The sequence below is a fragment of the Polaromonas sp. genome, assembly GCF_016185115.1.
GTDB lineage: Bacteria > Pseudomonadota > Gammaproteobacteria > Burkholderiales > Burkholderiaceae_C > Polaromonas.
The window spans coordinates 326,922-349,830 of sequence record NZ_JACPOF010000030.1 but is presented as its reverse complement, the minus strand read 5'-3'; the positions used below and the strand labels follow the sequence as shown (position 1 = coordinate 349,830).

At 60.2% G+C, this 22,909-nt stretch carries 22 protein-coding genes and 1 tRNA gene; 11 read left to right on the top strand and 12 right to left on the bottom strand.

Annotated elements, in window-relative coordinates; genetic code table 11:
• Positions 1–186 precede the first annotated feature (186 nt).
• From HYX42_RS22625 to HYX42_RS22610, 4 genes are all read right to left on the bottom strand, one after another.
• On the bottom strand, positions 187–456 hold the full coding sequence (locus HYX42_RS22625) for a hypothetical protein (protein ID WP_293407502.1): 270 nt from the start codon (positions 454–456) through the stop codon (positions 187–189).
• A 56-nt stretch (positions 457–512) separates the two neighbouring features.
• Positions 513–586: transfer RNA gene (locus HYX42_RS22620), tRNA-Gly, on the bottom strand.
• A gap of 39 nt (positions 587–625) precedes the next feature.
• Positions 626–832, bottom strand: a complete 207-nt coding sequence (locus HYX42_RS22615) for a hypothetical protein (RefSeq protein ID WP_293407500.1) — start codon at positions 830–832, stop codon at positions 626–628.
• Between the two features lie 18 nt (positions 833–850).
• Positions 851–1,279: a surface-adhesin E family protein gene (locus tag HYX42_RS22610; protein ID WP_293407498.1), complete on the bottom strand. Its 429-nt coding sequence runs from the start codon at positions 1,277–1,279 to the stop codon at positions 851–853.
• A 385-nt stretch (positions 1,280–1,664) separates the two neighbouring features.
• On the opposite strand from HYX42_RS22610, the gene HYX42_RS22605 reads away from it, so the two are divergent.
• The 5 genes from HYX42_RS22605 to HYX42_RS22585 all read left to right on the top strand — a co-directional run bounded on the left by HYX42_RS22605 (position 1,665) and on the right by HYX42_RS22585 (position 5,685).
• Positions 1,665–2,516 carry a polysaccharide deacetylase family protein gene (locus HYX42_RS22605; RefSeq protein WP_293407496.1) on the top strand — a complete coding sequence of 284 codons (852 nt, stop codon included), beginning with the start codon at positions 1,665–1,667 and terminating at the stop codon, positions 2,514–2,516.
• Between the two features lie 26 nt (positions 2,517–2,542).
• A complete protein-coding gene (locus HYX42_RS22600) occupies positions 2,543–3,250 on the top strand; it encodes a GntR family transcriptional regulator (RefSeq protein WP_293407494.1) in 708 nt (235 codons plus the stop codon).
• Complete coding sequence (locus HYX42_RS22595) at positions 3,222–3,725, top strand: nuclear transport factor 2 family protein (protein ID WP_293407492.1); 504 nt, start codon at positions 3,222–3,224, stop codon at positions 3,723–3,725. Before HYX42_RS22600 ends, HYX42_RS22595 begins: the two co-directional genes overlap by 29 nt.
• Positions 3,722–4,579: an isocitrate lyase/PEP mutase family protein gene (locus tag HYX42_RS22590; protein WP_293407490.1), complete on the top strand. Its 858-nt coding sequence runs from the start codon at positions 3,722–3,724 to the stop codon at positions 4,577–4,579. Before HYX42_RS22595 ends, HYX42_RS22590 begins: the two co-directional genes overlap by 4 nt.
• Before the next feature lie 116 nt (positions 4,580–4,695).
• Positions 4,696–5,685, top strand: coding sequence for a tripartite tricarboxylate transporter substrate binding protein (locus HYX42_RS22585; protein ID WP_293407488.1), 990 nt, complete (start codon positions 4,696–4,698; stop codon positions 5,683–5,685).
• Between the two features lie 120 nt (positions 5,686–5,805).
• Here the strand turns inward: HYX42_RS22585 and alaS are convergent, their stop codons facing one another.
• Positions 5,806–8,451: an alanine--tRNA ligase gene (gene alaS / locus HYX42_RS22580; RefSeq protein WP_293407486.1), complete on the bottom strand. Its 2,646-nt coding sequence runs from the start codon at positions 8,449–8,451 to the stop codon at positions 5,806–5,808.
• 227 nt (positions 8,452–8,678) lie between these two features.
• Here alaS and HYX42_RS22575 point away from each other — a divergent pair, with 227 nt between their 5' ends.
• Positions 8,679–9,110, top strand: coding sequence for a DsrE family protein (locus tag HYX42_RS22575; protein WP_293407484.1), 432 nt, complete (start codon positions 8,679–8,681; stop codon positions 9,108–9,110).
• Positions 9,111–9,525: 415 nt separating this feature from the next.
• On the opposite strand, the gene egtD is transcribed toward HYX42_RS22575, so the two are convergent.
• On the bottom strand, positions 9,526–10,551 hold the full coding sequence (egtD, locus tag HYX42_RS22570) for an L-histidine N(alpha)-methyltransferase (RefSeq protein WP_293407482.1): 1,026 nt from the start codon (positions 10,549–10,551) through the stop codon (positions 9,526–9,528).
• A gap of 176 nt (positions 10,552–10,727) precedes the next feature.
• Here egtD and HYX42_RS22565 point away from each other — a divergent pair, with 176 nt between their 5' ends.
• The 3 genes from HYX42_RS22565 (at position 10,728) to HYX42_RS22555 (ending at position 13,189) form a co-directional block, all read left to right on the top strand.
• Entirely contained in the window at positions 10,728–11,264 is a 537-nt protein-coding gene (locus HYX42_RS22565; RefSeq protein WP_293407480.1) for a TlpA disulfide reductase family protein, read from the top strand.
• Positions 11,265–11,338: 74 nt separating this feature from the next.
• A complete protein-coding gene (locus HYX42_RS22560; protein WP_293407477.1) occupies positions 11,339–12,451 on the top strand; it encodes a transglutaminase family protein in 1,113 nt (370 codons plus the stop codon).
• A gap of 435 nt (positions 12,452–12,886) precedes the next feature.
• Positions 12,887–13,189, top strand: coding sequence for a hypothetical protein (locus HYX42_RS22555; RefSeq protein WP_293407475.1), 303 nt, complete (start codon positions 12,887–12,889; stop codon positions 13,187–13,189).
• A 126-nt stretch (positions 13,190–13,315) separates the two neighbouring features.
• On the opposite strand, the gene HYX42_RS22550 is transcribed toward HYX42_RS22555, so the two are convergent.
• The 6 genes from HYX42_RS22550 to HYX42_RS22525 all read right to left on the bottom strand — a co-directional run bounded on the left by HYX42_RS22550 (position 13,316) and on the right by HYX42_RS22525 (position 21,422).
• The gene (locus HYX42_RS22550; RefSeq protein WP_293407473.1) at positions 13,316–14,227 is read right to left on the bottom strand and encodes an RluA family pseudouridine synthase; all 912 of its coding nucleotides are present in this window, start codon (positions 14,225–14,227) and stop codon (positions 13,316–13,318) included.
• Positions 14,228–14,244: 17 nt separating this feature from the next.
• Complete coding sequence (gene trmB, locus HYX42_RS22545; protein ID WP_293407472.1) at positions 14,245–14,961, bottom strand: tRNA (guanosine(46)-N7)-methyltransferase TrmB; 717 nt, start codon at positions 14,959–14,961, stop codon at positions 14,245–14,247.
• A gap of 40 nt (positions 14,962–15,001) precedes the next feature.
• A complete protein-coding gene (locus HYX42_RS22540) occupies positions 15,002–18,067 on the bottom strand; it encodes a hypothetical protein (protein ID WP_293407471.1) in 3,066 nt (1,021 codons plus the stop codon).
• Between the two features lie 114 nt (positions 18,068–18,181).
• Positions 18,182–19,087: a tRNA glutamyl-Q(34) synthetase GluQRS gene (gene gluQRS / locus HYX42_RS22535; RefSeq protein WP_293407470.1), complete on the bottom strand. Its 906-nt coding sequence runs from the start codon at positions 19,085–19,087 to the stop codon at positions 18,182–18,184.
• A gap of 123 nt (positions 19,088–19,210) precedes the next feature.
• Entirely contained in the window at positions 19,211–20,329 is a 1,119-nt protein-coding gene (locus HYX42_RS22530) for an FAD-dependent oxidoreductase (protein ID WP_293407468.1), read from the bottom strand.
• Between the two features lie 127 nt (positions 20,330–20,456).
• Entirely contained in the window at positions 20,457–21,422 is a 966-nt protein-coding gene (locus HYX42_RS22525; protein WP_293407466.1) for a LysR family transcriptional regulator, read from the bottom strand.
• Positions 21,423–21,677: 255 nt separating this feature from the next.
• On the opposite strand from HYX42_RS22525, the gene HYX42_RS22520 reads away from it, so the two are divergent.
• Both HYX42_RS22520 and HYX42_RS22515 read left to right on the top strand, forming a co-directional pair.
• Positions 21,678–22,382, top strand: coding sequence for a pirin family protein (locus HYX42_RS22520; RefSeq protein WP_293407464.1), 705 nt, complete (start codon positions 21,678–21,680; stop codon positions 22,380–22,382).
• An 89-nt stretch (positions 22,383–22,471) separates the two neighbouring features.
• Positions 22,472–22,882, top strand: a complete 411-nt coding sequence (locus tag HYX42_RS22515) for a DoxX family protein (protein WP_293407462.1) — start codon at positions 22,472–22,474, stop codon at positions 22,880–22,882.
• The last annotated feature ends 27 nt before the right edge of the window (positions 22,883–22,909 follow it).

The following is a 22,909-nucleotide window of genomic DNA, read 5'->3' as shown; positions in this document are numbered from 1 at the left end:
CGAGCAGTCATTTTTGACGACCTATCCTTGCAACAGTGACCGGGGATCCTGTTGCGGATTGTAATAAGTCGTTACCGTTTGCGGCCCGCTACTTTCCCCAATGGTGGGGTGATTCCAACACTGCCTTGTCACGCGCTTCAGCAGGCTGCTGCCGCCCGTGGCCTTACATCTGCAGGCCGCCTTATGTCAGGCTTTTTTGAGGAACGCCAGGTCGTTTTTGCGGCCGAAGGTGGCGCGCACATAAAGGCAAACCGCCAATGGCACGAGACTGGCGAGCTGGAACTTCAGCAGGCTGGCGATGGTGGGCGTGGGTGTGTCGATATACATGGGCATGTCCGGCACCAGCACGCCAAACATGATGGCCCCGAGGATAAACAGCGAAATGACCAGATAGAAAAAGACAAAACAGATCACAGCTGCACAAAGAAAGTTGACCGTCCAGCGCAGGGCTGCCATGGTGTCCTTTGATCTTTTGATGTCTGCGACTGCTGAAGTCAGCAACTGGAAAGGAGTGGAGCGGGTGAAGGGAATCGAACCCTCGTATGAAGCTTGGGAAGCTGCCGTTCTGCCATTGAACTACACCCGCGTGTCCGGCCAATTATAGGAAGTATGCAAACGGGCATCTTCAGATATTGATGAGCCCAACGGCGTCCAGCAAGAGGCACACGCCGACTGCAATGTATATCAAACCCAAAACCAGTCCTTCCCGGGCAGTGCTTCGCAGCCAGCCACGGCTTTTCTCCATGGGGTTGCCGCCTTCAATCGCGTCATAAAGCCCGAAGCCCATGAGTGCAATGCCCGCAAATGCCTCAATCGCCGAAAACGTGGTCATGGGCCCCGGTTTTGGCGGTTACCGCGCCAGAGGCCTGCAAGCTGCGCGAATGATGCGCTCCACCGGGTTGGGCGTGACACCGCGAAACTGCATGACACGGGGCTCGGTCTTGGTGTAATTGGTGCTGATGTGGGGCTCACCTGCCCAGACGGGTTGCATGTAGTAGCTGATCTGCTGGAAATAGCCGACCCTGGCGGCGCAGTCAAATTCGACGGTAGCTATATAGGAGCGGAAGGGGATGCCATCCCAGTTGGTTCTTTGCATCGAGCGGCTCACGCGGATTCTCATCACGCGGTGGTCTTCCGTCATGCTGACCGGGATGGGATTGACTTCAATGGTGTCCAGTGCGGGGTCTTTCCTGTCGCCCATGACGGTCAGCCAGTCACCGGCCTGCGCCATGCAGGCGCCGGACAATACGAGGCCCAGGGCTACAAAAAACAGTTTCATTTCTTCCCATGACGCTTTGCCAGCGGGTCCTGATGCATCGCGTGACGCAGCTTGTTTTCGGATGTGAAGCAACTGCAGAGAGCCGCTGCCTGCTGTTCTGCAAGAGTCTCGAATTTAACCCTTTTGCATGGTGCTGTTACATCTTTCGGACGGGCGAGTTGTAAAGCAAGCCAAACGGGATTGGTCGCGCAAAAGCGATTTGCCTTTTTGCGATTTTCGCGGGCTTGAAGTTGGCGTCACTGCGTATGGGTAGATCCCAATCTGCAGTGATTCAGGGAAAACCCGCTAGTTTGCATCATTATTAATGATTAAACTTTAATGAAATTTAGGGGCTTGCCCCGATCGCGCTGATAAAGCCATTCTTTATTTACTGAACTGGACAACCATGAACCAAGCCAAAAACTGGCCCAACGGCAAGCGCATCGCCATCGCCGTGACCGTGATGTACGAAACCTGGTCCGAAGGCAAGGCGCCTTCGTACACCGTACAGGCTACCGGCCTGAAACCTGGCACCATTGACCACGCCGGTAAGGCATGGTCAACCTATGGCACACGCAACGGTATCTGGCGCATCATCCGCAACCTTGACGACAACCAGGTGCCCGCCACATTTTTCACCAACGCACGTTGCGCCGAAATTGCGCCTGAATCGGTCAAGCAGATCGTCGCTTCGGGCCACGACCTGGGTGGCCATAACTACACGCAGGATGGTTTGCTGACCTATATGTCTGATGAAGAACAGCAGGCCACCATCAGCAAGTCACTCGACATCCTGACTTCTGTGGGGGGCAAGCGCCCGACCGGCTGGCTCAGTTCTGTGCTGGCCTTCACGCCAGAGACTGCGGGCTTTCTGGCTAAGGCCGGTCTGAAATGGCATGCCGATGTGACCTACACCGATGTGCCGCACAAGGTCCAGACGGCAAGCGGCATCATTGCCGGCGTGCCCAACAGCGACTTTACCGACAGCCGTGTGCTGCGGTCCAGCCCGAACGATTTGATGGACGTTTACAAAAACACCTTCGACTATCTCTACAACAACGAGCCGGGCAGCCTGCTGGTCGTGACCTTGCATGCACATTTCGGCGGCCGGCCCATGATCGTGTCCGTGTTCGACCAGATCCTCAAGTACTTCAAAAAGCACCCCGATGTCTGGTTTGCCCGCCATGAAGAACTCGGTGACTGGGCGCTGAAACAGCCGGTGGATGAGCACAACTACCAGGACCGATACTTCAAATAAATCAACATTCTGGATCTGCTATAGCCATGACCAACTTCAACACCAGCGTCGGCGCCGACAACGAACGCGATGACCAGAGCGTTGACACCATGCCCAGCGCCACCCGCGCCGACTGGCTGGCCGACGTGCTGCGCAAGCGCGTGATGGAGGGCGTCTACAAACCCGGCGAGCGCATACGGGAGTCTGCCCTGCAGCAGGAGTTCGGCATTTCCAACGGCCCGACGCGTGAGGCGCTGCAGCAGATCGTGGCCGACGGCATTGCCGAGCGTGCGCCCTGGCGCGGCGTCAGCATTGTCGAGCTGGACAAGGGCAAGCTGATCGAGCTCTTCCAGGTACGTCTGGCACTGCTTGAATACGCGGCGGAACTGGCAGCACGCAATATCACGCCCAAAGGCAAGGCGCAGGCTGAAGTGCTCAAGCTTGAACTTAACCAGACTTTTGACGAGATCAGCAGCCACGCCTCGTCGCACCCGTCGTTCAGCGGCCAGTTGTCAAGGTGGCTGCTGTCGGTGGCGGGAAATGCATTGATGCAGCAGCTGTGGAACACCGCCATGCTGCGAACACTGGTGTATGTCAATTTGTCCCTGCGCGCCAATGCAGGTGAAGAAAGCCGCCAACACATAAACCAGCTGATAGATGCTATCGTGGCCGGCAAGATTGCCATAGCGCGTGATGCCGCGAGGGCGCTGACGCGCCAGACGCTGCATGACCTCGACATCGATGGAGAGGTCTGAGATGCAGGCGCAGCCCGTCCGCTCCTCAAGATCACCCGATTTGCTGCTGGCCATAGGCGCCCTGCTGGCTGACTACTGGTATGAGGTCGATCACAACTGGGGCCGCAATGCCCATCAGTTGTACGCAGAAAGCGGCGTGTTCTCGATTGGCAGCGATGTGATGAGCGGCCCGGCCGCCGTGCAGGCCTTTTACAACTGGCGTGAAGGGCGCGGCGCGCGGGAGGCGCGGCATGTGGTTTCCAATCTGCGTGTGCTGCAACGTGACGAAGATCATGCAGACATGGACTGTATTCTTTGCCTCTATGCGGCCGACGGCGAACCTGTGCTGCCATCCAGCCCCCCAATATTGATTGCTGATGAAGTGGCGGAGTGCGTGCGCGGCAGCGACGGCCAGTGGCGCTTCAAGTCGCATCTTCTCAAACCTGTGTTCAAAGGCGGAGCGCCCATCACCACCCCGTCGGGAGCAAAGTCATGAAGGCAAGTGCTGCACGCGTCGCTTTCCGCAACCAGCTGGCCAGCAAGACCTGTGTCTACCCGGCGTCGGTGTTTGACCCCATCTCGGGGCGACTTGCGCAGGACACCGGCTTTGAGGTCGGCATGTTTGCCGGCTCCACCGCTGCCATGTCCGTGCTTGCTGCGCCTGACCTTATCGTGCTGACGCTCGGTGAGCTGGCAGAACAGGCCAGACGCATTTGCCGCGCCAGCAGCCTGCCCATACTCGTCGATGCGGACCACGGTTATGGTGGTGTGCTTAATGTCAGGCGCACGGTAGAAGAGCTTGAGAACGCAGGCATCGCCGCACTCACCATAGAAGACACGCTGCTTCCCACGCCTTTTGGCGCAAGCGGCAAGGCGGCGCTCATCCCGGTGGAAGAGGGCGTTGCCAAGATGCGTGCCGCACTCGCTGCGCGCACAGACCCCTTGCTCACCATCATCGGCCGCACCAGCGCACCCCAAATCACTGATATGGCCGACACCCTTGCGCGTACGAAGGCTTATGAGGCAGCAGGTGTCGATGCCGTCTTTCTGGTCGGTGTCAAAACCTGGGAGCAACTCGCTGAAATTCGGGCTGCCCTCAAGGTGCCCGTGTTGCTGGGTAATGCAGCCCAGGTGTTGATGGACCGTGAGCGCCTGGGTGGGCTTGGCGTACCCATCTGCCTGCAGGGCCATCAAAGCATGGCGGCTGTAGTGCAGGCGCTGCATTCAACCTACCGTGCATTGCGCGATGGTGTGGAGTTGCCTGCGGACAGCCTTGCGCCGCAGGCCCTGATGCAGCAGGTCAGCCGGGCAGCGCTTTACGAAGAGTGGCTCGCTCCGCCGGGCGGGTAAAAAAGCAGGCGCGTGCAGCGCCGCGCCTCATGTAACGAAATCGCAACTGAACCTTGTATGAAGGGGCAGGGGCAAGTCACGTCAATGTGGAAATGAAGAACTATTCAGGAGCAACCATGTACAGAAAATTTTTAAAAACTTCCTGCCGGCTTCTCGCCGCGCTGTCACTCGGAATGACTTTGGCTCACGCCCAGGTGCCGTTCCCCAACAAGGTTGTGCGCATCGTTGTTCCGTACGCCGCAGGTGGCGTCACAGACATCATGGCGCGTGTGCTGGCGCAGCAGCTGTCAACCCAGATGGGGCAGCAGTTCATCGTCGAAAACAAACCCGGTGCAGGCGGCAGCATTGGCATGGGCGAGGTCGCACGCCTGCCGAAGGACGGCTACAACCTGGTCATGATGCCGGCCAACCTGTCGGTCATGAGCGCGCTGTATGAAAAGCTGCCGTTTGACCCGCTGAAGGACTTTGTGCCTGTGGCCAACGTCGGCTCATCACCTGTGGGTATTTCGGTTGCTTCCGGCGGTTCAGTTGCAAACAAACTGCCCGTGAAGAATATCAGGGAGCTTCTTGCCTACGCGAAGAAAAACAGCGTGAGCTATGCCTCCTGTGGCATCGCTTCGCCGCAGCATATTGCGGCTGAATACCTCAAGTCGGTGGCGCAGATAGAGCTTGTGCACATTCCGTACAAGGGGTGCGGCGCGGCCTTGCCCGATGTCTTGTCGCATGAAGTGCCGCTGTTTTTTGCCAGCATTCCGCACCTGATCAACAATGCAAAGTCTGGCCGTATTCTGCCGATTGCCGTGACCGGCAAGAAGCGTTCACCCCTGCTGCCTGATGTGCCGACGATTGCCGAATCCGGCTATCCGCAGTTTGATGTCGAAGCCTGGTTTGGCATCATCGCCGCCAAAGGCACGCCTGCCGACGTGGTCAACAAATTGAACGCGGAAATCAACAAGGCCCTGCGATCGCCAGAGATGAAAAAGACCATGGCAGCGCAGTATTTCGAGCCTGTAGGTGGCACGGCGGAGTCTTTCGGTGCAACGATCAACCGCGATGCACAACGCCTGGGTGCGATCGTGAAGCAGGCGGGGATTCGCGCCGAGTGAAAGTCTTTCCGGGGTTTGTCATTGCGGGCTTGAACCGCAATCCACCTTTAACAAAGCGGGGATGGATCCCGGATCAAGTCCGGGATGACATAAATAGCCAGCCCGGCCGTACCAGCGCGATCAAGCCCGTTCAGCCACCCAGGCCTGAACCGACTTCAGCGCATCCCCCAGCTTGCTCGCATCCGTTCCGCCGGCCATAGCCATGTCGGCCTTGCCGCCGCCCTTGCCGCCCACCTGCTGGGCCACAAAGTTGACCAGCTCGCCGGCCTTGACCTTGCCGGTGCTGTCCGCGGTCACGCCGGCTGCGATCTGAACCTTGTCGCCATCGACGGCGGCCAGCACGATCACGGCCGTCTTGAGCTTGTCTTTGAGCTTGTCCATGGTGTCGCGCAGGGTCTTGGCGTCTGCGCCTTCGAGCTTTGCGGCCAGCACCTTGAGGCCCTTGATGTCAATGGCTTGTGCCATCAGCTCGTCGCCTTGCGAAGAAGCCAGCTTGCCCTTGAGCGCGGCGATTTCTTTCTCAAGCGACTTGACCTGCTCCAGCACCTGGCCGATGCGTCCCTGCAACTCGCTCGGGCTGGCCTTGAGCGAACCGGCAGCCGCTTCGACCGTGGCCTCCAGGCCCTGCAGGTAAGCCAGCGCGTTCTCGCCGGTCACGGCTTCCACGCGGCGCACGCCTGCGGCCACACCGCTCTCGGCCACGATCTTGAACAGGCCGATGTCGCCTGTGCGCTTCACGTGCACACCGCCGCAGAGCTCCTTGCTGGAGCCAATCGTCAGCACGCGCACGGTATCGCCATACTTTTCGCCGAAAAGCATCATCGCGCCGGATTTCTGTGCGTCTTCCATCGCCATCACGCTGGCATCGGTGGCCACGTTGGACAAAATTTCGGCATTCACGCGCGCCTCGATCTCGCGGATCTGAGCGTCCGTCACCGGCGCGTTGTGCGCGAAGTCGAAACGGGTGCGCTCTGCATTCACGAGTGAACCCTTTTGCTGCACATGCTCACCCAGCACCTCGCGCAAGGCCTTGTGCATCAAATGGGTGGCACTGTGGTTGCGCACGGTGGAGGCGCGCAAAGCCGTGTTGACCTGCGCCGTGATGCTGTCGCCGACCTTAAGCATGCCTTCGGTCTGCGTGCCGTGGTGGCCGAAGACATCGGCCTTGATTTTCAGCGTGTCATCGACCGTGAAGGTCGAACCGGCAGCGGTCAAACGGCCCTGATCGCCCACCTGGCCGCCGCTTTCGGCGTAAAACGGAGTGGTGCTCAAAACGACAACGCCGCTCTGCCCTGCGTTGAGCGACTGCACCGACACGCCATCGGCATACAGCGCGATGACTTTGGCGGGCTCTTCCAGCAGCTCGTAGCCGGTAAACGCATGGCCTTCGCCCGAGTACTCCAGCGCGCGGTCCATCTTGAACTTGCCTGCCGCGCGGGCCTGGTTTTTCTGCTTGTCCATCGCCGCCTTGAAGCCGGCTTCGTCGACCTCGACACCGCGCTCGCGGCAAACGTCGGCCGACAGATCCAGCGGGAAACCGTAGGTGTCGTGCAGCTTGAAGGCGACTTCACCCGGCAGCACTTTCGCACCGCCGGCCAGGGCCGTATCGAGAATCGTCATGCCGATTTCCAGCGTCTCGAAGAAGCGCTCTTCTTCAGCCTTGAGCACTGACGTGATACGCGCTTCGTCAGTCCTGAGCTTGGGGTAGGCGTCGCCCATCAGGCGCGCCAGGTCGGCCACCAGCTTGTGGAAGAACGGCGTCTTCTTGCCCAGCTTGTAGCCATGGCGAATCGCGCGGCGGATGATGCGGCGCTGCACATAACCGCGGCCTTCATTCGACGGGTTCACGCCATCGGCGACGAGGAAAGACGTGGCGCGAATGTGGTCGGCAATCACAAACAGGCTCTTGTTGCCCAGGTCTTTTTCGCCCGTTTCACGCGATGCGGCCTTGATGAGTTCGGCAAAGATGTCGATCTCATAGTTGCTGTGCACATGCTGCAGGATGGCGGCCAGGCGCTCCAGGCCCATGCCGGTGTCCACGCATTGCGCAGGCAGTTTTGTGACGCTGCCGTCGGCGGCCATGTCGAACTGCATGAACACGTTGTTCCAGATCTCGATGAAGCGGTCGCCGTCTTCATCGGGGCTGCCGGGCGGGCCGCCGGGGATGTGGGCACCGTGGTCATAGAAAATTTCGCTGCAGGGGCCGCAGGGGCCGGTGTCAGCCATCATCCAGAAGTTGTCAGACTTGTAGCGGCCGCCCTTGTTGTCGCCGATGCGGATCACGCGCGATGGTGGCAGGCCGATTTCTTTCGTCCAGATGTCGTAGGCCTCGTCGTCCTCTTCATAGACGGTGGCCAGCAGGCGGTCAGCCGGCAGCTTGTAGACCTCGGTCAGCAACTCCCACGCCCACTTGAGCGATTCGCGCTTGAAGTAGTCGCCAAAGCTCCAGTTGCCCAGCATTTCAAAAAAGGTGTGGTGGCGCGCGGTGTAGCCCACGTTTTCAAGGTCGTTGTGCTTGCCGCCGGCGCGCAGGCAGGCCTGTACGGAGGCTGCGCGCACATAGGGGCGCTTGTCGGTGCCGAGGAACACGTCCTTGAACTGCACCATGCCCGAGTTGGTGAACATCAGTGTCGGGTCATTGCCCGGCACCAGCGAGCTGGAAGGCACCACCGTGTGGCCTTTGGACGCAAAAAAGTCCAGAAAGGTCTTGCGGATGTCTGCAACAGACATGATGGGGGCGGTGGACGTGGGGGTGGATGTGCTCATGTTCTGCCAGTTGGGGCCGCCCGCAGCCAATACAACTTGGTGCCAGGCGCGGCTTTCAGGGACTAAAAGCCTGGTTTGTCTAAACCTTTGATTATAGTTTTGGCTCTGGGTCCGCCCCGGGCGAGGTCAATGCCAGCAGGCTATGCTCTCACTTGATCCCAAAGCGTCAAAAAAGTACCGAAAATCGCGCAGAACTCTCTCAACAGTAACTCTCACAGGACCCCACCATGAACCGCAGACTCTTCATGCAGGTAGCCACCCTGGCCTCACTGGCCGCAGCAGCGCCCATGCTGATGGCGCAAACGGCCGCAGCCAAACGCAACCGCATCGTCATCCAAGTCAGCGACAACGACCCGGCCAAATGGAACCTGGCGCTGAACAATGCCAAAAACCTGCAGGAGGACGTGGGCGCCGCGAATGTCGACATCGAAATCGTCGCCTATGGCCCCGGCATCGGCATGCTCAAGCTTGAATCGCCCACCGGCTCCCGCATTGCTGATGCGATGAAAGCCAACGTGAAAGTGATTGCCTGCGAGAACACCATGCGCGGCCAGAAGCTCACCAAAGACGACATGCTGCCGGCGATCAGCTACGTGCCGGCGGGGGTCACCGAGATCATGAAGAAGCAGACCGAGGGCTGGGCTTATTTGCGGCCTTGAAGCGTTTCTCTCAAAATACAGGCCGGGTTGGTGTTGTTTGCCTGCCCGGCTTTTTTTGCGTCTGGCCTGGCAGAAGTGAAGGGCACGGCACCGACTCGTTGGGTATCATCCCGGATCCGATCCGGGATCCATCACCGCTCCGCCACCACGGGGATTGCAGATCGGGCCAGCAAATGACAGGTCACGGGGCGCCCTCCTGGTTTTTAACGCCTACGAGAAAAATTTAATGTAGACGTTAAAAAATGCAAAAGTTAATATGGGTATTAACATTGGTCGCTTGAAGCATCGACTGGGCAATTTTTAGCCGAAAAATGGCCTGAAAAAGGCCATTTTTGAGGCATAAAACGGCTGCAGCCCTTTAAAAACGCACTTGAGCAGCTACTGAATTAATAGCAAATCCCATGCGCATGCGAGCCTAGACCGCCGCCCAGAACACCGCAAACCAGCCTTTGGGGTCTGTCCAGTGCTCAATGTGGCGAAAGCCCGCCTGCTGCAGCATCGCGGTCATGCTTTCAAGCGTGTATTTGTATGAGCACTCGGTGTGTATACGCTCACCGGCCCTGAAGGCGCGGGTCTGGCCGTGCCAGGTGACGGTCAGGTCTTGCGCTGCCTGCAGGTGCATTTCGATGCGGGATTTTTCGACATTGAAGAGCCCGATGTGCTGCCACTGCCGCACATCAAAGTCAGAGCCGATGATGTCGTTCACGTTGAGCAGCATGTTTTTGTTGAACGAAGCAGTCACGCCCAGCGCGTCGTCGTAGGCGGCTTCGAGCGTGGCGGTGTCCTTGACCAGGTCTATGCCCAGCAGCAGGCCGCGCGCCTTGCCCTGCGCCGGGTCGGCGATGTGTTTCAAGAACTCCAGCGCTTCATGCGGGTGGAAGTTGCCCAGGCTGGAGCCGGGGTAGAAGAACACGCGATCCTGGCCTTGTATTTCTTGCGGCAGCACCAGCCCGCTTGAAAAATCCATGCCCAGGCCGACGATGTCCAGCGCGGGGAAGGTGTTTTGCACCTGGTTGGCGGCGCTGCGTAAAAAATCGACCGAGATATCGACAGGCACATACTGGCGCGGCTGCAGGTGCGGGATCAGCTTTGATGCCTTGGCGCAGTTGCCGGCGCCCAGGTCGATCAGGCACGCATTGCGTATGCCCACGCTGGTCAGTGTTTGGGCAATCTGCGGTGAAGAGGCCTCAAAAATGGCGGCCTCGGTGCGTGTGGGGTAATACTCGTCGAGCTGGGTGATGGCTTCAAACAGTCTGGAACCCAGCTCGTTGTACAAAAACTTGGGGCTGAGGCTGGCGGCTGCGACGAGGAGGCCGTCGCTCAGCTCCCGTGCAACGCTGGGTTGCTGGCCCGTGGAGCTCTCGTCATAAAGATTGATGAACTGGGGGGAGGCCGGTGGCAGGGCAATCGCCAGGGTAGAGAAGTCGATGGGGAGGTTCAAGATGTTCTTCTTTGTGGTTCGTCAGCTGTTTTTGTAATAAGCGAATTTAAGAGGGCGGCCAGAACGCCTTTGTAGGACTGAATCGCTTTGAGCGCAAGCGAACATTGCTGATGCCTTCATCACCTTGCGTCCAACAGCTGTTAGTCTTGCCCCAGGCTTTTTTCTTACCTGAACCCATGCCCTTCAAGCTTATTTCACGTCGTAGCGCACTGGCGGGCACCGCCGCCTGGCTGGCGGGCGCCGCCACAGCCCAGGGTCTGACCGGGCCGGCCTTTGATGTATCGCCCTGGACAGGGCCAGTCGGTGCCTTCTCACTGGTCGACACCAGCGGCAAAACCTGGCGCCCGGCGGACCTGGCAGGCCGGGCCGTGTTGATCAACTTCTGGGCCAGCTGGTGCGAACCCTGCCGCGCCGAGATGCCCACCCTGCAGCAACTGGCCGACCTGTATGGCCCCGAAAAACTGCTGGTGCTGGCCGTCAACTTCAAGGAACCCGCAGCACGTGCGCTTCAATTCGCCAAAACCACCGGGGTGACCCTGCCTGTGCTGCTTGACCTGGACGGCAAGGCAGCGCGCCAATGGGGGGTAAAGGTCTTTCCGACCACCCTCATGATCGACAACCGCGGCCGCCCGCGTCAGCGCGTGATGGGCGAGGTTGACTGGACCAGTGCTGCGGCTGAAAAACTGGTGGCGCCGCTGCTCAAGACTGTTTAAAGCTGAGCCGATAATCACTGCTTCGGCCGCCATGACTGGCACGCCCATCATTTTTTGAACCTCCCGGAGTCCTTATGACCACCCAACGCCGCACCTTCCTTAAAACCGGCGCTGCCGCCGCTGCGACAGCCGCCCTGCCAACGCTGGCCCTGGCGCAAACGGCCCCCACGCGCACGCTGTTCGCCCCGCAGAGCGGCGCATGGCGCACGTTTGATGTCACGACCCGCATCGACATCCTCAAGCCTGAAGGCGTGACCAGGGTGTGGATACCCGTGCCATCGGTCAACAGTGACTACCAGAAATCGCTGGACAACAGCTTCTCAAGCAACGGCACGACGCTGATGACGCAGGACGGCCAGGACGGCGCGAAGATGCTGTATGCCGAATTCCCTGCGACTGAAAAGAAACCTTTTGTTGAACTGACCAGCCGCGTGCAAACCCAGGGCCGCGCCATCGATTGGTCGCAAAAGACCGCGAAGGCTGAGAGCGAAGACACGCTGCGTTACTACACGCGGGCCACCAAATGGGTGCCCACCGACGGTATCGTGCGCAAGACCGCGCTGGGCGCCATCGGCAATGCCAAAACCGACGTTGAAAAAACCCAGAAGATTTACGACTGGATAGTGGCCAACACCTACCGCGAACCCAAGGTCCGCGGTTGCGGCGAAGGCGACATCAAGACCATGCTGGAAACCGGCAACCTGGGCGGCAAGTGCGCCGACCTGAATGCGCTGTTTGTCGGCCTGTGCCGCTCGGTCGGCATCCCGGCACGTGATGTGTACGGCATTCGCCTCGTGCCTTCAGCCTTCGGCTACAAGGAGCTGTCAGGCAACCCGGCCAGCCTGAAAGGCGCGCAGCATTGCCGCTCAGAGGTTTACCTCAGGGGCTACGGCTGGGTGGCGATGGACCCCGCCGACGTCGCCAAGGTCATGCGCCTCGAAACCGCAGACTGGATCAAGACCACCGTCAACCCGGTGGTAGCGCCCGTCAACAAGGCACTCTTCGGCGGCTGGGAAGGCAACTGGATGGCCTACAACACGGCTCACGATGTGGCGTTGCCGAAATCAACTGGCGAGAAGCTGGGCTTTTTGATGTACCCGACGGCTGAGACTGCTGCAGGGCGGGCTGATCCTTACTCGCCTGATGATTTCAAGTACCAGATCACTGCTAAAGAAGTGAAGGCATAGCTTCTTGCCTTGAACGTTTGAACTCATGAAACGCGTCGCCGCTCGAATCATCCTGGCATCGCTTTCAACGACATTCGTCGTTCCATTTCTTGGCTTCGCATTGCACTCGTGGCTCGCCTCGCCCGAGGATGACGCTGGCTTGAACCTGGGCTTGCTTCTCGTCTTAGTCGCAATGTTGGTCGTTTCGTATCTTGCCGGTGTCGTCGGTACAGGGTTGCTCGGGTACGCGCTTATTACATCGGAGGGCCGAGCAACACCGATGGACAGGTATTGGGTTGGGCTCGGCTCCGTCTACTCTGTGCTGGGATGCATGATCCTGGTAGGAGTGATCTTATGAGGTCTAACTTATCGATCGACACGGACGTTTTTGCGACCCGCTTTCGCGTGCCAATGGTCCACCGATCACTTTTACGTTAGCTCTCAAAAATGACTGCCATGTTTGATCGAATTGGAAAGTTCCTTTTAATTCTTACTGCACTTTTCCCAGTTATTTTGTATTTGATTGAGAGACATCATCTCTTTGGACTTAATATGCCGTCTCCTTCGATTTGGAGTGTGGGGGTAGTGTTTTACGGGGCCAGCATCATCGCTCAGTACCTAGGCAAGCGCGAAATACTAATCGGAGTAGGCTTGAGAGTAAAAGAAGGAGAGTACGACCAGTTGCATCGACTGATTGGACTTGCGTTTGGCCTGGTTTTGATTGGATCGGTGGCAATCGGATTGTGGCTAAATCGCTAACCGCACATCCGAGAGAGACGTGCCGCAAGCGGCTTGTCCCTTAATGTGAACGTTAGTCATCTATTTGAGTGGCCATGACAATTCAATCAGGATTCTGATTGCCCCGGGGATACCCAGCCAAGCCGATCAGTGCGTCAAGCCCTGCAACGCCAACCGGCTCTCAAAGCGTCGCGACTCTCCTGTCACCGGATCAACAAAGGCGATTGACTTTGCGAGTAGCTGCAAGGGCTGCGCAAAGTCATCATCAGGCGTCACATCCACCGGCGGGTACATGCGGTCATTCATGATGGGCAGGCCCAGCGCATTCATGTGCACGCGCAGCTGGTGCTTCTTGCCGGTGATGGGGCTGAGCGCATAGCGCGCGACATCACCCATGACTTCCATCACATCAATCCGGGTTTCACTGTTGGGCTCACCCGGTACTTCGCGCTGGCGAAAGAAGGGCTCGTCTTCAACGATGCGGCTTTTGCGCGTGAGGGGCAGGGCGAGATCGGCACGCCAGGGCGCAATCGCTTCATAGTGTTTGTGGATGGTGTGCTGCCTGAACAGGCCCTGGTAGGCGTTGCGGTCTTCCACCCGGGTTGAAAACAGCACCAGCCCTGCGGTCTCGCGGTCTATGCGGTGAATCGGCGTCAGGGTGTCTATGTTCAGGCGGTTCTTCAGGCGTACCAGCAGAGTTTCCTGCAGGTAGTGGCCTGAAGGCGTGACGGGCAAGAAGTGCGGTTTGTCTGCGACGACGAGGTGTTCGTCCTGGTAGAGCACCTGCTCTTCAAACGGAATGCGTGGCTCATCGTCCAGCGCGCGGTAGTAGTAAACACGCATGTGGCCACGGTAGGGGCGCTGCGGTGTGACCGCCTCGCCAAACTCATCCTGCACCAGTCCGTTGGCCATGCGGTCCAGCCAGACATCCAGCGCAATCGCCGGGAAGCGCTCAACCAGAAAATCAGTGATGGTCGGCCAGCTACCGCCGGGCAGGCTGACGCAGCTGGGGCCTACGCCATTGCGTGTCAGCAGCCCGTCTGTCTTTGGCCTTGTCATCGGCGAGCTTTGGGGGTTTAAACCCGGGTGAAGACGACGTCCCAGACCCCGTGACCGAGCTTGATGCCGCGGTTCTCAAACTTGGTGAGCGGGCGGTAGGTGGGTTTGACGCCATAACCGTCACCGCCTTCGGGTGCGGTGTTTCTCAAGAGCGGCTCAGCTTTCAATACTTCCAGAATCTGCTCGGCATAGGGCTGCCAGTCGGTCGCGCAATGCAGATAGCCGCCGGGTTTGAGGCGTGCTGCCAGCTTGGCAACCAGTGGTGCCTGTATCAGCCGGCGCTTGTTGTGTTTTTTCTTGTGCCAGGGGTCGGGGAAAAAGATGTGCACGCCATCCAGGCTTTGCAGCGGCAGCATGTGGTCAATGACTTCAACGGCGTCGTGCTGCAGGATGCGGATGTTGGTCAGCGACTGTTCTTCAATACGTTTGAGCAGTGCGCCCACGCCGGGCGTGTGCACTTCACAGCAGAGAAAGTTTTTCTCGGGCATGACGGCGGCAATGTGCGCCGTGGCCTCGCCCATGCCGAAGCCGATTTCAAGGACGACAGGCGCCTCGCGCCCGAAGACTGCCGGGAAGTCCATGGCGCCCTGCGCATAGGTCGCCAGAAACTGCGGGCCTACGTCGGCAAAGGCCTTGGCCTGGCCCGCCGTGGTGCGGCCGGTACGGCGCACAAAACTGCGTATGGTGCGCGCTGCCGGCGGGGTTTGGGGTGGAAGGTCGGGATGCTCACTCATCCCTGTATTGTCGCCGAGCCTGATTTTTGGACTGCCGCAGCTACTGCCCCGTGGCCGTGACGTTGCAACTCGCGATGAAGGTGAGTGTTGACCCTGATGCGAAAGAAGGCAGCGTGAGGCCACCGCCAAGCAGATTCGGCCACTGCCCGGCGACAGGGCAGACACCCGCTCCGCCCGGCGTACAGCTGGCAACCGAGCAGGTCAGGCCGGCGCTGGGCACATCGGTCAACAGGGCGCCATCTGCGGCTGCGGGGCCGAGATTGGCAAAGGTCAGCGTATAGCTGGTCGTGGCGCCGGCGGCGACTGTGGTCCGGCCATCGGTTTTTGTCACGGTCAGGTTGGTGTTGCAGTTGATGGGGGTGGTGACAGTGCCGATGTTGTTGCCCGGCACCGCATCGCCCAGTGGGGATATGGTAAAGGTGACGGTGTTCACGCGCGGCCCGGGGCAGGCCGTCGAACCCACGGTGACCGTCGCGGTCACGCTTACCAGGTTGCTGGATGCCGCCAGGGGGTAGATCGCAGAACTTGCCGAACAGCTGAACGTCGTGCTGGTCGCATTTGCCGAGCACGCCCAGATTGCGGGCGCGCTGTTGGTTATCGCGGTCAGCGTCATGCCCGTGGGCAGCGTGTCTGTCATCGAGAGTGGCGTGGACATGATGGCGGTGGCCGACTGGGCTGTTGCCTGGGTGTTGGCATACACCTGGTCGGCGACGGGGCGGCCATTGTTGCGGCTTATGATCACGTAGCTTAGCGATGAGGCCCCGAGCGTGAACGTGGGGGTGTTCATGCTCTTGGTGACAGACAGGTCGGGCAGCAGCGTCACGTCATCCGTGGTGGGGCCGGCCGCAAGACCGCTGTAGTTGCTGCCGCCAACGGTGCTTGTCCCACCGCTGGCATAGGTCGTATTGGCGCTGTATCCAATGCTGTTGCGGTTGGCGCTGACGTTGCTTGCCGGGCTGACCATGCGCACCGCCGTCGTGCGGGTGGGGTCCAGGAAAATGACGCCAGCCGGGTTGTGGTAGACGCCCACTGTCGCTGTGTTGGGGATGGTGGCTACAAAACTGACGGTGACGCTGCTGTTTTGCGGCAGGTAAAAGCTGCCAAATGTCACGGTGTTGTTGCCGGTGGTGGGCGTGACGCCCGGGGCAGTGCCTGCTGCGCGCAATGACACCGCCGTACCCGTGTTGACGGTGGTCAGCGTATTGACCGGTAACGCGCCCGGCACGGAAGCGGAGGTGGTTTCGGCGCCCGCTGCGCTGGAGTTCGCCGCAGGCGGCGGTGCGGGGCTGTAATTGAATGTGGGCGCAATCGCTGAGGTGTATGACCACCCCGGGGGAAGCGTGGCGTCAATCATGAAGACGTTGGAGGCCGCGCCTCCGCTGTTGCTCAGGTTGATGCTGTAGCTGGCCGTTGCACCGCTTGTCGTCGTAATGCTGGGCGTGGTCGTACTCTTGGTGACGGCGATGACCGGCAGGCAACTTGCACCGCCTTGCACGCCAGCGGCTGCGCCACCTGTTGTCAGCGCCGTTCCAGCGTTGCCGGGGGCAGAGTTCCAGGCTTTGGGGCTTCCGTTTCCGGCAGTACCTCCGCAACAGCCATCCGTTCCGTTGGCGCCGCCCGCCACGTTGAGCGTACCGCCGGTCATATTGGTCAGGACGTAACCACCCCCCCCACCACCGCCGGGCCCATGGTTGTAGTAGTTTGATGATCCGCCAGCGCCACCCGAGGCATTGACGGTCAGTCCTGCTGCCGTGCCGGAACCGGCTACAAGATATACCGAGCCACCGCCACCGCCACCGCCTGCAGAATCAGTATCTCCAACCAGGGACTTGTTGTAGGAACGGTATCCACTTGCATCGATGACACCTGCGGTTGCGGAGAAACTGCCCGCCCTGATGAGGACAACTCCGCCCCCGGGTGCGCCGCTGGACGTGGCGGCACCCGATGCGCCATTGGCTGCGGTACTTGTGGCGGTCGGTGGCCAGGTTGTAACGATATTTGCAGTTGCGTTGTTGGCAGCGCCAGCGCCGCCGCCGCCGCCAAGAACCAGCCGCGTTGCCAGATTGCTTTGGGCGTTGCCACCTTTGCCACCTGCAACGTTCCCAATATTGGTATTTGTGCCCTGGTTCAAGACGGCTGTTGCCGTGTTCCCGTTGTTCCAGCTGTTACCGCCCTGTCCACCGGCACCTGCGTTGGCACCTCCCCCGCCACCGGAGTTGAGGGAGTTGGTACTGGTTCCGTTGCCTCCCGTCGGCCAACCGTCGTTGGCACCGCCACCGGCATTGCCGATGGCTGCCTGGCCGCCTGCTCCCAGGGCGTAGCCCTGTCCGAGAAGCGTCGTGTAAGTAGCGCCTGCAGCGGTACCGACAAACACCACGGGTGGGGTGCCCTGGGTACCTTCGCCCTTTTGCCCGCCGTTGACTGTACTGACGCTGGCGGGGTTGAAGGTGATGTTGGCGGTGGTCACGGTCGCGGTAACCGTTGCCGTGCCGCTCAATCCCATCGCGCCCCGAAATCCTGCGCCCGCCACCGTCACCGTGCCGTTCAATGCCAGGCTTCCTGTCACGTCCAGAGCCACAACGCCACCGCTGACAACGCCTGTGGTGGTGCTGCTGGTCCAGCGGTCGGCGCTGACCGTGCCGCTGATGGTGGCGGAGGAGTACTGCGGCACCCAGATCACCTGCCAGTTGCGCACGCTGGACGTGGACATGGCCTGGGTGTAGGCGTTGGTCAGTGGCCGGTTCAGGGACAGCGTCGTGCCCGAGATGGCGACGATTTGCGCATATTCATGCAATCCGGCATTGGCGCCGGTGACCGAGTCCTGCATCTGCATGATGAGGATCAGGTCCCCGGCCCTCAATGCACGGGTATTGGTGCGCAGGCCGGTCGCCGAGGCAACACTGATGGATGTGGCGCCGGCTGCCGGGCTGCCGCTGCCGCCGTGATAGGCGTTGATGACGCCGCTGGCGGTGACCGGGCCGTCCCAGCCGGGCAGGGCGCAGGTCTGTGCCAGTGCAGATGTGGCGGATGCAAGAAGCACCAGGAAGGCAAGCCAGGCACGAAAGCGTGGGGCGGCAAGCCCGAAAGCCCTGGAGAAGAGAGTCATGAATACGCGTGTGATGAAAATTATGCAGGTCGCGCCGTAGTGTAGGGGCCCCGGCGTTGTGTCCAGACACGCCTTGTGCGCCAGAGTGTGTGATTTTTCGCCTTGCGGGGCGTTTTATTTTTCTTCTCCGGTCTTGGCAGTCAGTCGTGGCCACTGTTGTGTGGCGTGGGTGAGCCAATCGCTGACGGTGGTGATGCCGGGGCTGCCTGGCAGTCCCAGGGTCTTGCCGGCAAGATCAAGCGTTGCAACCGGATGGCTGACGTCAAGGGGCCGGGCGCCGTTCTGCTTGGACAGCTTTTCACCGTCAGCGGCGAGCAGGAGTGGCGTGTGCAGGTACTGCGGCCTGGCATGGCCAAGTGCGCCCTGCAGCAGGATTTGCCGCGCTGTGTTGTCGGCCAGGTCTTCACCCCTCACCACATGCGTGATGCCCTGCGCTGCGTCATCGACCACCACGGCCAGCTGGTAGGCCCACAGCCCGTCGGCGCGCTTGAGGATGAAGTCGCCGACCTCGTGTCCGACGTTTTGAACCTGATCACCCAGGCGCCTGTCAGTCCAGTGGATCGGCGGGCTTGAATCCGCCAGGAAACGCCAGGCCCTTGCAGGCCGGCCTTTCAGCCCGTGCCTGCAGGTGCCGGGATAGACCAGTTCGCCATGCCGCTGCCTTGTTTGCCCGCTGGCAGCAAGTGCCAGTGCAATGTCCTGCCGCGTGCAGGCGCATGGATATGCGAGGCCTTTTGCGATCAGGGTGTCCAGGGCGGCCTGGTAAAGCTGCCCGCGCTGTGACTGGTAAACCACTGGCCCGTCGGGGTGAAGGCCGCAGGCAGCGAGCTGCTCAAGAATGATGGGGTCCGCGCCCGGCACGCAGCGTGGCGTGTCGACATCTTCAATACGCACAAGCCACTGGCCGCCATGCGCGCGTGCGTCCAGCCAGCTGGCCAGTGCAGCGACCAGAGAACCCGCGTGAAGGGGGCCGGTAGGTGAGGGTGCGAAGCGGCCTATGTAGCCCCCACGGGCGCTCACTTCGTGTAGCTTCCTGCCCCCCGGGGGGGCGCTGCGCCTGCGACCCGGCGAAGCCGGTTCCGCGGCCCCTGCTTGCGAAACCCCCGCTTTGTTGCTTGCCTTGCGTTCACCATTTTTACCTGGTTAGAGAACGGCGAGAGCCATTTCAAGACCCGAGATAAACCCGTCTTCAACCCGGTGGCCTATGCACCAGTCGCCGCAAATCCCTATGCCTGCCTTGGCATCCCACAGATGGCTTTTGCCCAGGGGCTGCATGGTTTGTGCATAACGCCAGCGGTGCACTTCTGCAAACGCGGGTTCTGCGCGAATGCCGGTCACTTCGGTGAAGGCTTTGAGCAGCTTGGCTTTGACACGCTCATGGTCGTCTTCAAGATGGCGCTCGGACCAGTCGGGGCTGGCCTGTACCGTCCAGCGTTCGATGGGGCCGCGTCCTGGCTTGGATGATTCGCGTGCGACCCAGGCCACACGGTGGTGCGTGCTGCGTGCTGCGTTCCAGTGTGGGCCGAGGTGCGGCAGGTTGGGCTGTATGGCCTGCGGAAAGGCCAGCATCAAAGTCCAGCAGGGGGCGACCGTCACATCAGAAACGGCTTCAACCAGCGTCTTGCCGGTTTGCGAACTCAGCAGCAGGGCCTTGGCCTGGGCCACCGGCACCGCGAGTATCACGGCATCAAACCCCGAATACACGTGGCTGCCAGCGTCTTCTGTCTGCCCCTCTGTTTGCAGTTGCCAGCGCGACGGGTCAAGCTTGTCTGCTTCCAGCCGCATGACCTGTGTATCGGTCAGCAGACGGCCGGACGCGGCAAGGGGTTCTGCCCATTGGCGAACCAGTGCGTTCATGCCCGGGCTGGCCACCCAGTGGGCCTCCTTGGGTGGCAAGGCTGAGGCGACGACGCGGCCCAGTTCATCGAGTATGCGCACGGTGTTCGCGCTCCAGGGGCGTACCGTGCCGGGGGTCATGGCCAGCACCTTGCCGAAACGTGCATCACGGGCCGTGAAGTACTGCGTGCCATGATCGAAACTGCCAAATTCGTTGGTCCGCGTGGACATGCGGCCACCGGCACCGCTGCTCTTTTCAAATACCGTGACCTGGTGGCCAGCCTGCATCAGCGTGCGTGCACAGGCCATGCCAGCAACGCCTGCGCCAATGACGGCAATATGACGCGCTGCACTTTTAGCGCCGGTCCTGGGAGTGGGTGTGGATGACTTTTTCGCCGGAGGTTTTTTGCGGATTGTTGTGCTCATGATTTTTAATTCTCCGGATTTTGTGATGGGCTGAATAGCTTGCCGATAAACACACTCTACACGCAGTCGACGGGCTCATGCCTTGGTGTGTGCCCGTACGGCTGCAATTCGGGCGTGTTGACTGGTCCTACCGTTCAAGCAGGGCGTTTCTGGTCTTGGGTTTCTCCAGCTGTTTGAGCCACCATTGCAGGGCGCGGCCCGGTTTCATCCCTGCGCTGGTGCGCCACGCGTAGCTGGGCCTGATCACGCGCGGTGGCCTGTCCACGGCTTTTTCCACAAGGCGTCCGGTGTCGATATGCGGACGTGCCAGATATTCGGGCAAAAAACCGCTGCCCAGCCCGCGCAACTGCGCATCCAGTTTTGCCAGCATGCCGGGCACGGTAAATACATCCTGGCCGCCAAGCAGCCCCACAGACATGCCGCTGCCGCGCTGTATCGAGTCTGCTACTGCCACCACACGATGCTGCAGCATGATTGCGTCGGTGAGGGGGCCGTCGACTGCAGCAAGCGGGTGATGCGGCGCCACCGCATACACGAAGCTCACGGTCCCAAGTGGCTTGCTCTGTACCGTGCTGAGGCTGGCCGCCTCCATGTCCGAGCCCGCCGCCACATCAATGGCCACGCCGAGTGCCAGGTCGGCCTGCCCGGATGTCAGCGCCCGCAAGGTGCCGGACAGCGCCTCTTCACGAATCCTCAGCCGCGTGGGTGGTTCGAGCGCAAAAAAGGCTTCGCAGAGTTCCATCACCGTGCCGCGCGAGATGATGCTGTCGACTGAAAGCGTCAGCTGTGGCTCCCAGCCCGTCGCCACGCGCTTGACGCGATTGGCCACGGCGTCAAGTTCAGCCAGCAGCCGGTTGCCCTCGCGCAGCAGTTCCTTGCCGGCTTCGGTCAGCCTGGCCTGCCGCGAAGAGCGGTCAAACAGCAGCACGTCCAACGCATCCTCGACCAGCCGCACCCGGTAGGTGAGTGCGCTAGGCACCACGCCCAGTTCGCGTGCCGCAGCGGCCATGCTGCCGGTGCGGTGCACGGCGTCAATCAGGTTGAGCGCTTCGGGCGTCAATACATCACGTATCGTATTTGGTTGTTTGTTCATTGACATTGATATAGCACGCAGATGCGACCTGTTTTCCCGACGGGCCGCCCCTAGGGGAAATGCGCCCCCTCGGGGGGCAGCGTATTACGCGAAGCGAAAAGCGTGGGGGGTCATTTCGTTCAAATTATTTGAATGATGCCATCAAACGGCGGCAACTGCCAGCGGTTCGGATGGACCTACATTGGAGTTGTTGGACGCAGCGCTGCAAAGTTTTAACAGCACCGCCGCAGATGCCAGCTCCGAAAGGCAGTTTTTATGATCACCTTGCGCAAATCAGCAGACCGCGGCTATGCAGACCACGGCTGGCTCAAATCATTTCACTCGTTCTCGTTCGCCGGATATTACGACCCCGAGCACATGGGTTTCGGCAACCTGCGCGTCATCAATGAAGACCGCATTGCCGCAGGCCGCGGCTTCGGCACGCACGGCCACCGCGACATGGAAATCATCAGCTATGTGATGAGCGGTGAACTGGCCCACAAGGACAACATGGGCAACGTCAAGGGAATCCCCCCCGGTGATGTGCAGCGCATGAGTGCCGGCACCGGCGTGCAGCATAGCGAGTTCAACCATGCAGAAGGACAGACCACGCACTTTCTGCAGATATGGATTGAACCCAATGTGACGGGCATCCCACCGAGCTACGAACAGAAGACTTTCAGCGCCCCTGAAAAACGCGGTCAGCTGAAACTGGTGGCTTCAAACGGCGGTGTCGACGGCTCGGTGACCATCCATGCCGATGCAAAAATTTATGCTGGCCTGTTTGACGCCGGTGAAAAGGCTTCATTTGCGCTGGACCCCAAGCGCAAGACCTATGTGCACCTGGTGCGCGGCGAACTGGACGTCAATGGCCAGAAGCTGCAAACTGGTGATGCGGCCCTGATTGAGAGTCAGGACGGCCATCTTGAATTGGGCCACGGCAAGGATGCCGAGGTGCTGGTGTTTGACCTCGCCGCCTGAGGTCTTCGTGAGTGCTGGCCGGAAACTTCCGGCTGACATTTTTGTTTTCGTTTTCCCTTTGCCTTCCCATTTTTAATATAGGACTCATCATGTTGAACACACTTCAAAACCCTCTCTCCCTGCTGGCCCGCGTACTGCTGGCTTTGCTGTTCGTACCTGCAGGTTTCGCCAAGATTGGTGGCTTTGCCGGCACGGTGGGCTACATCGCTTCGCAGGGTGTGCCCTTGCCCCAGGTGGCCGCAGCCATTGCAATCCTCGTTGAGCTTGGCCTGGGCCTGTTGCTGCTGGTGGGCTTCCAGACGCGCTGGGCGGCGCTGGGGATTGCACTGTTCACCGTCGTGATCACGTTTATCTTCCACGCCTTCTGGTCCGTGCCTGCAGAACAGGTCATGATGCAGCAGATGAATTTCTTCAAGAACCTGGCGATTGCCGGTGGTCTGTTCAGCATCGCAGCTTTTGGTGGCGGCGCATGGAGCGCTGACGCCAAAATCGGCAAGTAATCCTGATTATTCCAACCGTTTTACCGA

What these genes read in the sequence shown, in the direction of transcription:
- HYX42_RS22590 (WP_293407490.1), top strand. Translation starts at nt 3,722, where the DNA reads ATGAAGGCAAGTGCTGCACGCGTCGCTTTCCGCAACCAGCTGGCCAGC.
- HYX42_RS22600 (WP_293407494.1), top strand. Translation starts at nt 2,543, where the DNA reads ATGACCAACTTCAACACCAGCGTCGGCGCCGACAACGAACGCGATGAC.
- HYX42_RS22560 (WP_293407477.1), top strand. Translation starts at nt 11,339, where the DNA reads ATGACCACCCAACGCCGCACCTTCCTTAAAACCGGCGCTGCCGCCGCT.
- alaS (WP_293407486.1), bottom strand. Translation starts at nt 8,451, where the DNA reads ATGAGCACATCCACCCCCACGTCCACCGCCCCCATCATGTCTGTTGCA.
- HYX42_RS22610 (WP_293407498.1), bottom strand. Translation starts at nt 1,279, where the DNA reads ATGAAACTGTTTTTTGTAGCCCTGGGCCTCGTATTGTCCGGCGCCTGC.
- HYX42_RS22530 (WP_293407468.1), bottom strand. Translation starts at nt 20,329, where the DNA reads ATGAGCACAACAATCCGCAAAAAACCTCCGGCGAAAAAGTCATCCACA.
- HYX42_RS22555 (WP_293407475.1), top strand. Translation starts at nt 12,887, where the DNA reads ATGTTTGATCGAATTGGAAAGTTCCTTTTAATTCTTACTGCACTTTTC.
- HYX42_RS22515 (WP_293407462.1), top strand. Translation starts at nt 22,472, where the DNA reads ATGTTGAACACACTTCAAAACCCTCTCTCCCTGCTGGCCCGCGTACTG.
- HYX42_RS22585 (WP_293407488.1), top strand. Translation starts at nt 4,696, where the DNA reads ATGTACAGAAAATTTTTAAAAACTTCCTGCCGGCTTCTCGCCGCGCTG.
- HYX42_RS22595 (WP_293407492.1), top strand. Translation starts at nt 3,222, where the DNA reads ATGACCTCGACATCGATGGAGAGGTCTGAGATGCAGGCGCAGCCCGTC.
- HYX42_RS22525 (WP_293407466.1), bottom strand. Translation starts at nt 21,422, where the DNA reads ATGAACAAACAACCAAATACGATACGTGATGTATTGACGCCCGAAGCG.
- HYX42_RS22605 (WP_293407496.1), top strand. Translation starts at nt 1,665, where the DNA reads ATGAACCAAGCCAAAAACTGGCCCAACGGCAAGCGCATCGCCATCGCC.
- HYX42_RS22520 (WP_293407464.1), top strand. Translation starts at nt 21,678, where the DNA reads ATGATCACCTTGCGCAAATCAGCAGACCGCGGCTATGCAGACCACGGC.
- HYX42_RS22615 (WP_293407500.1), bottom strand. Translation starts at nt 832, where the DNA reads ATGACCACGTTTTCGGCGATTGAGGCATTTGCGGGCATTGCACTCATG.
- HYX42_RS22625 (WP_293407502.1), bottom strand. Translation starts at nt 456, where the DNA reads ATGGCAGCCCTGCGCTGGACGGTCAACTTTCTTTGTGCAGCTGTGATC.
- HYX42_RS22575 (WP_293407484.1), top strand. Translation starts at nt 8,679, where the DNA reads ATGAACCGCAGACTCTTCATGCAGGTAGCCACCCTGGCCTCACTGGCC.
- HYX42_RS22565 (WP_293407480.1), top strand. Translation starts at nt 10,728, where the DNA reads ATGCCCTTCAAGCTTATTTCACGTCGTAGCGCACTGGCGGGCACCGCC.
- trmB (WP_293407472.1), bottom strand. Translation starts at nt 14,961, where the DNA reads ATGAGTGAGCATCCCGACCTTCCACCCCAAACCCCGCCGGCAGCGCGC.
- HYX42_RS22540 (WP_293407471.1), bottom strand. Translation starts at nt 18,067, where the DNA reads ATGACTCTCTTCTCCAGGGCTTTCGGGCTTGCCGCCCCACGCTTTCGT.
- HYX42_RS22550 (WP_293407473.1), bottom strand. Translation starts at nt 14,227, where the DNA reads ATGACAAGGCCAAAGACAGACGGGCTGCTGACACGCAATGGCGTAGGC.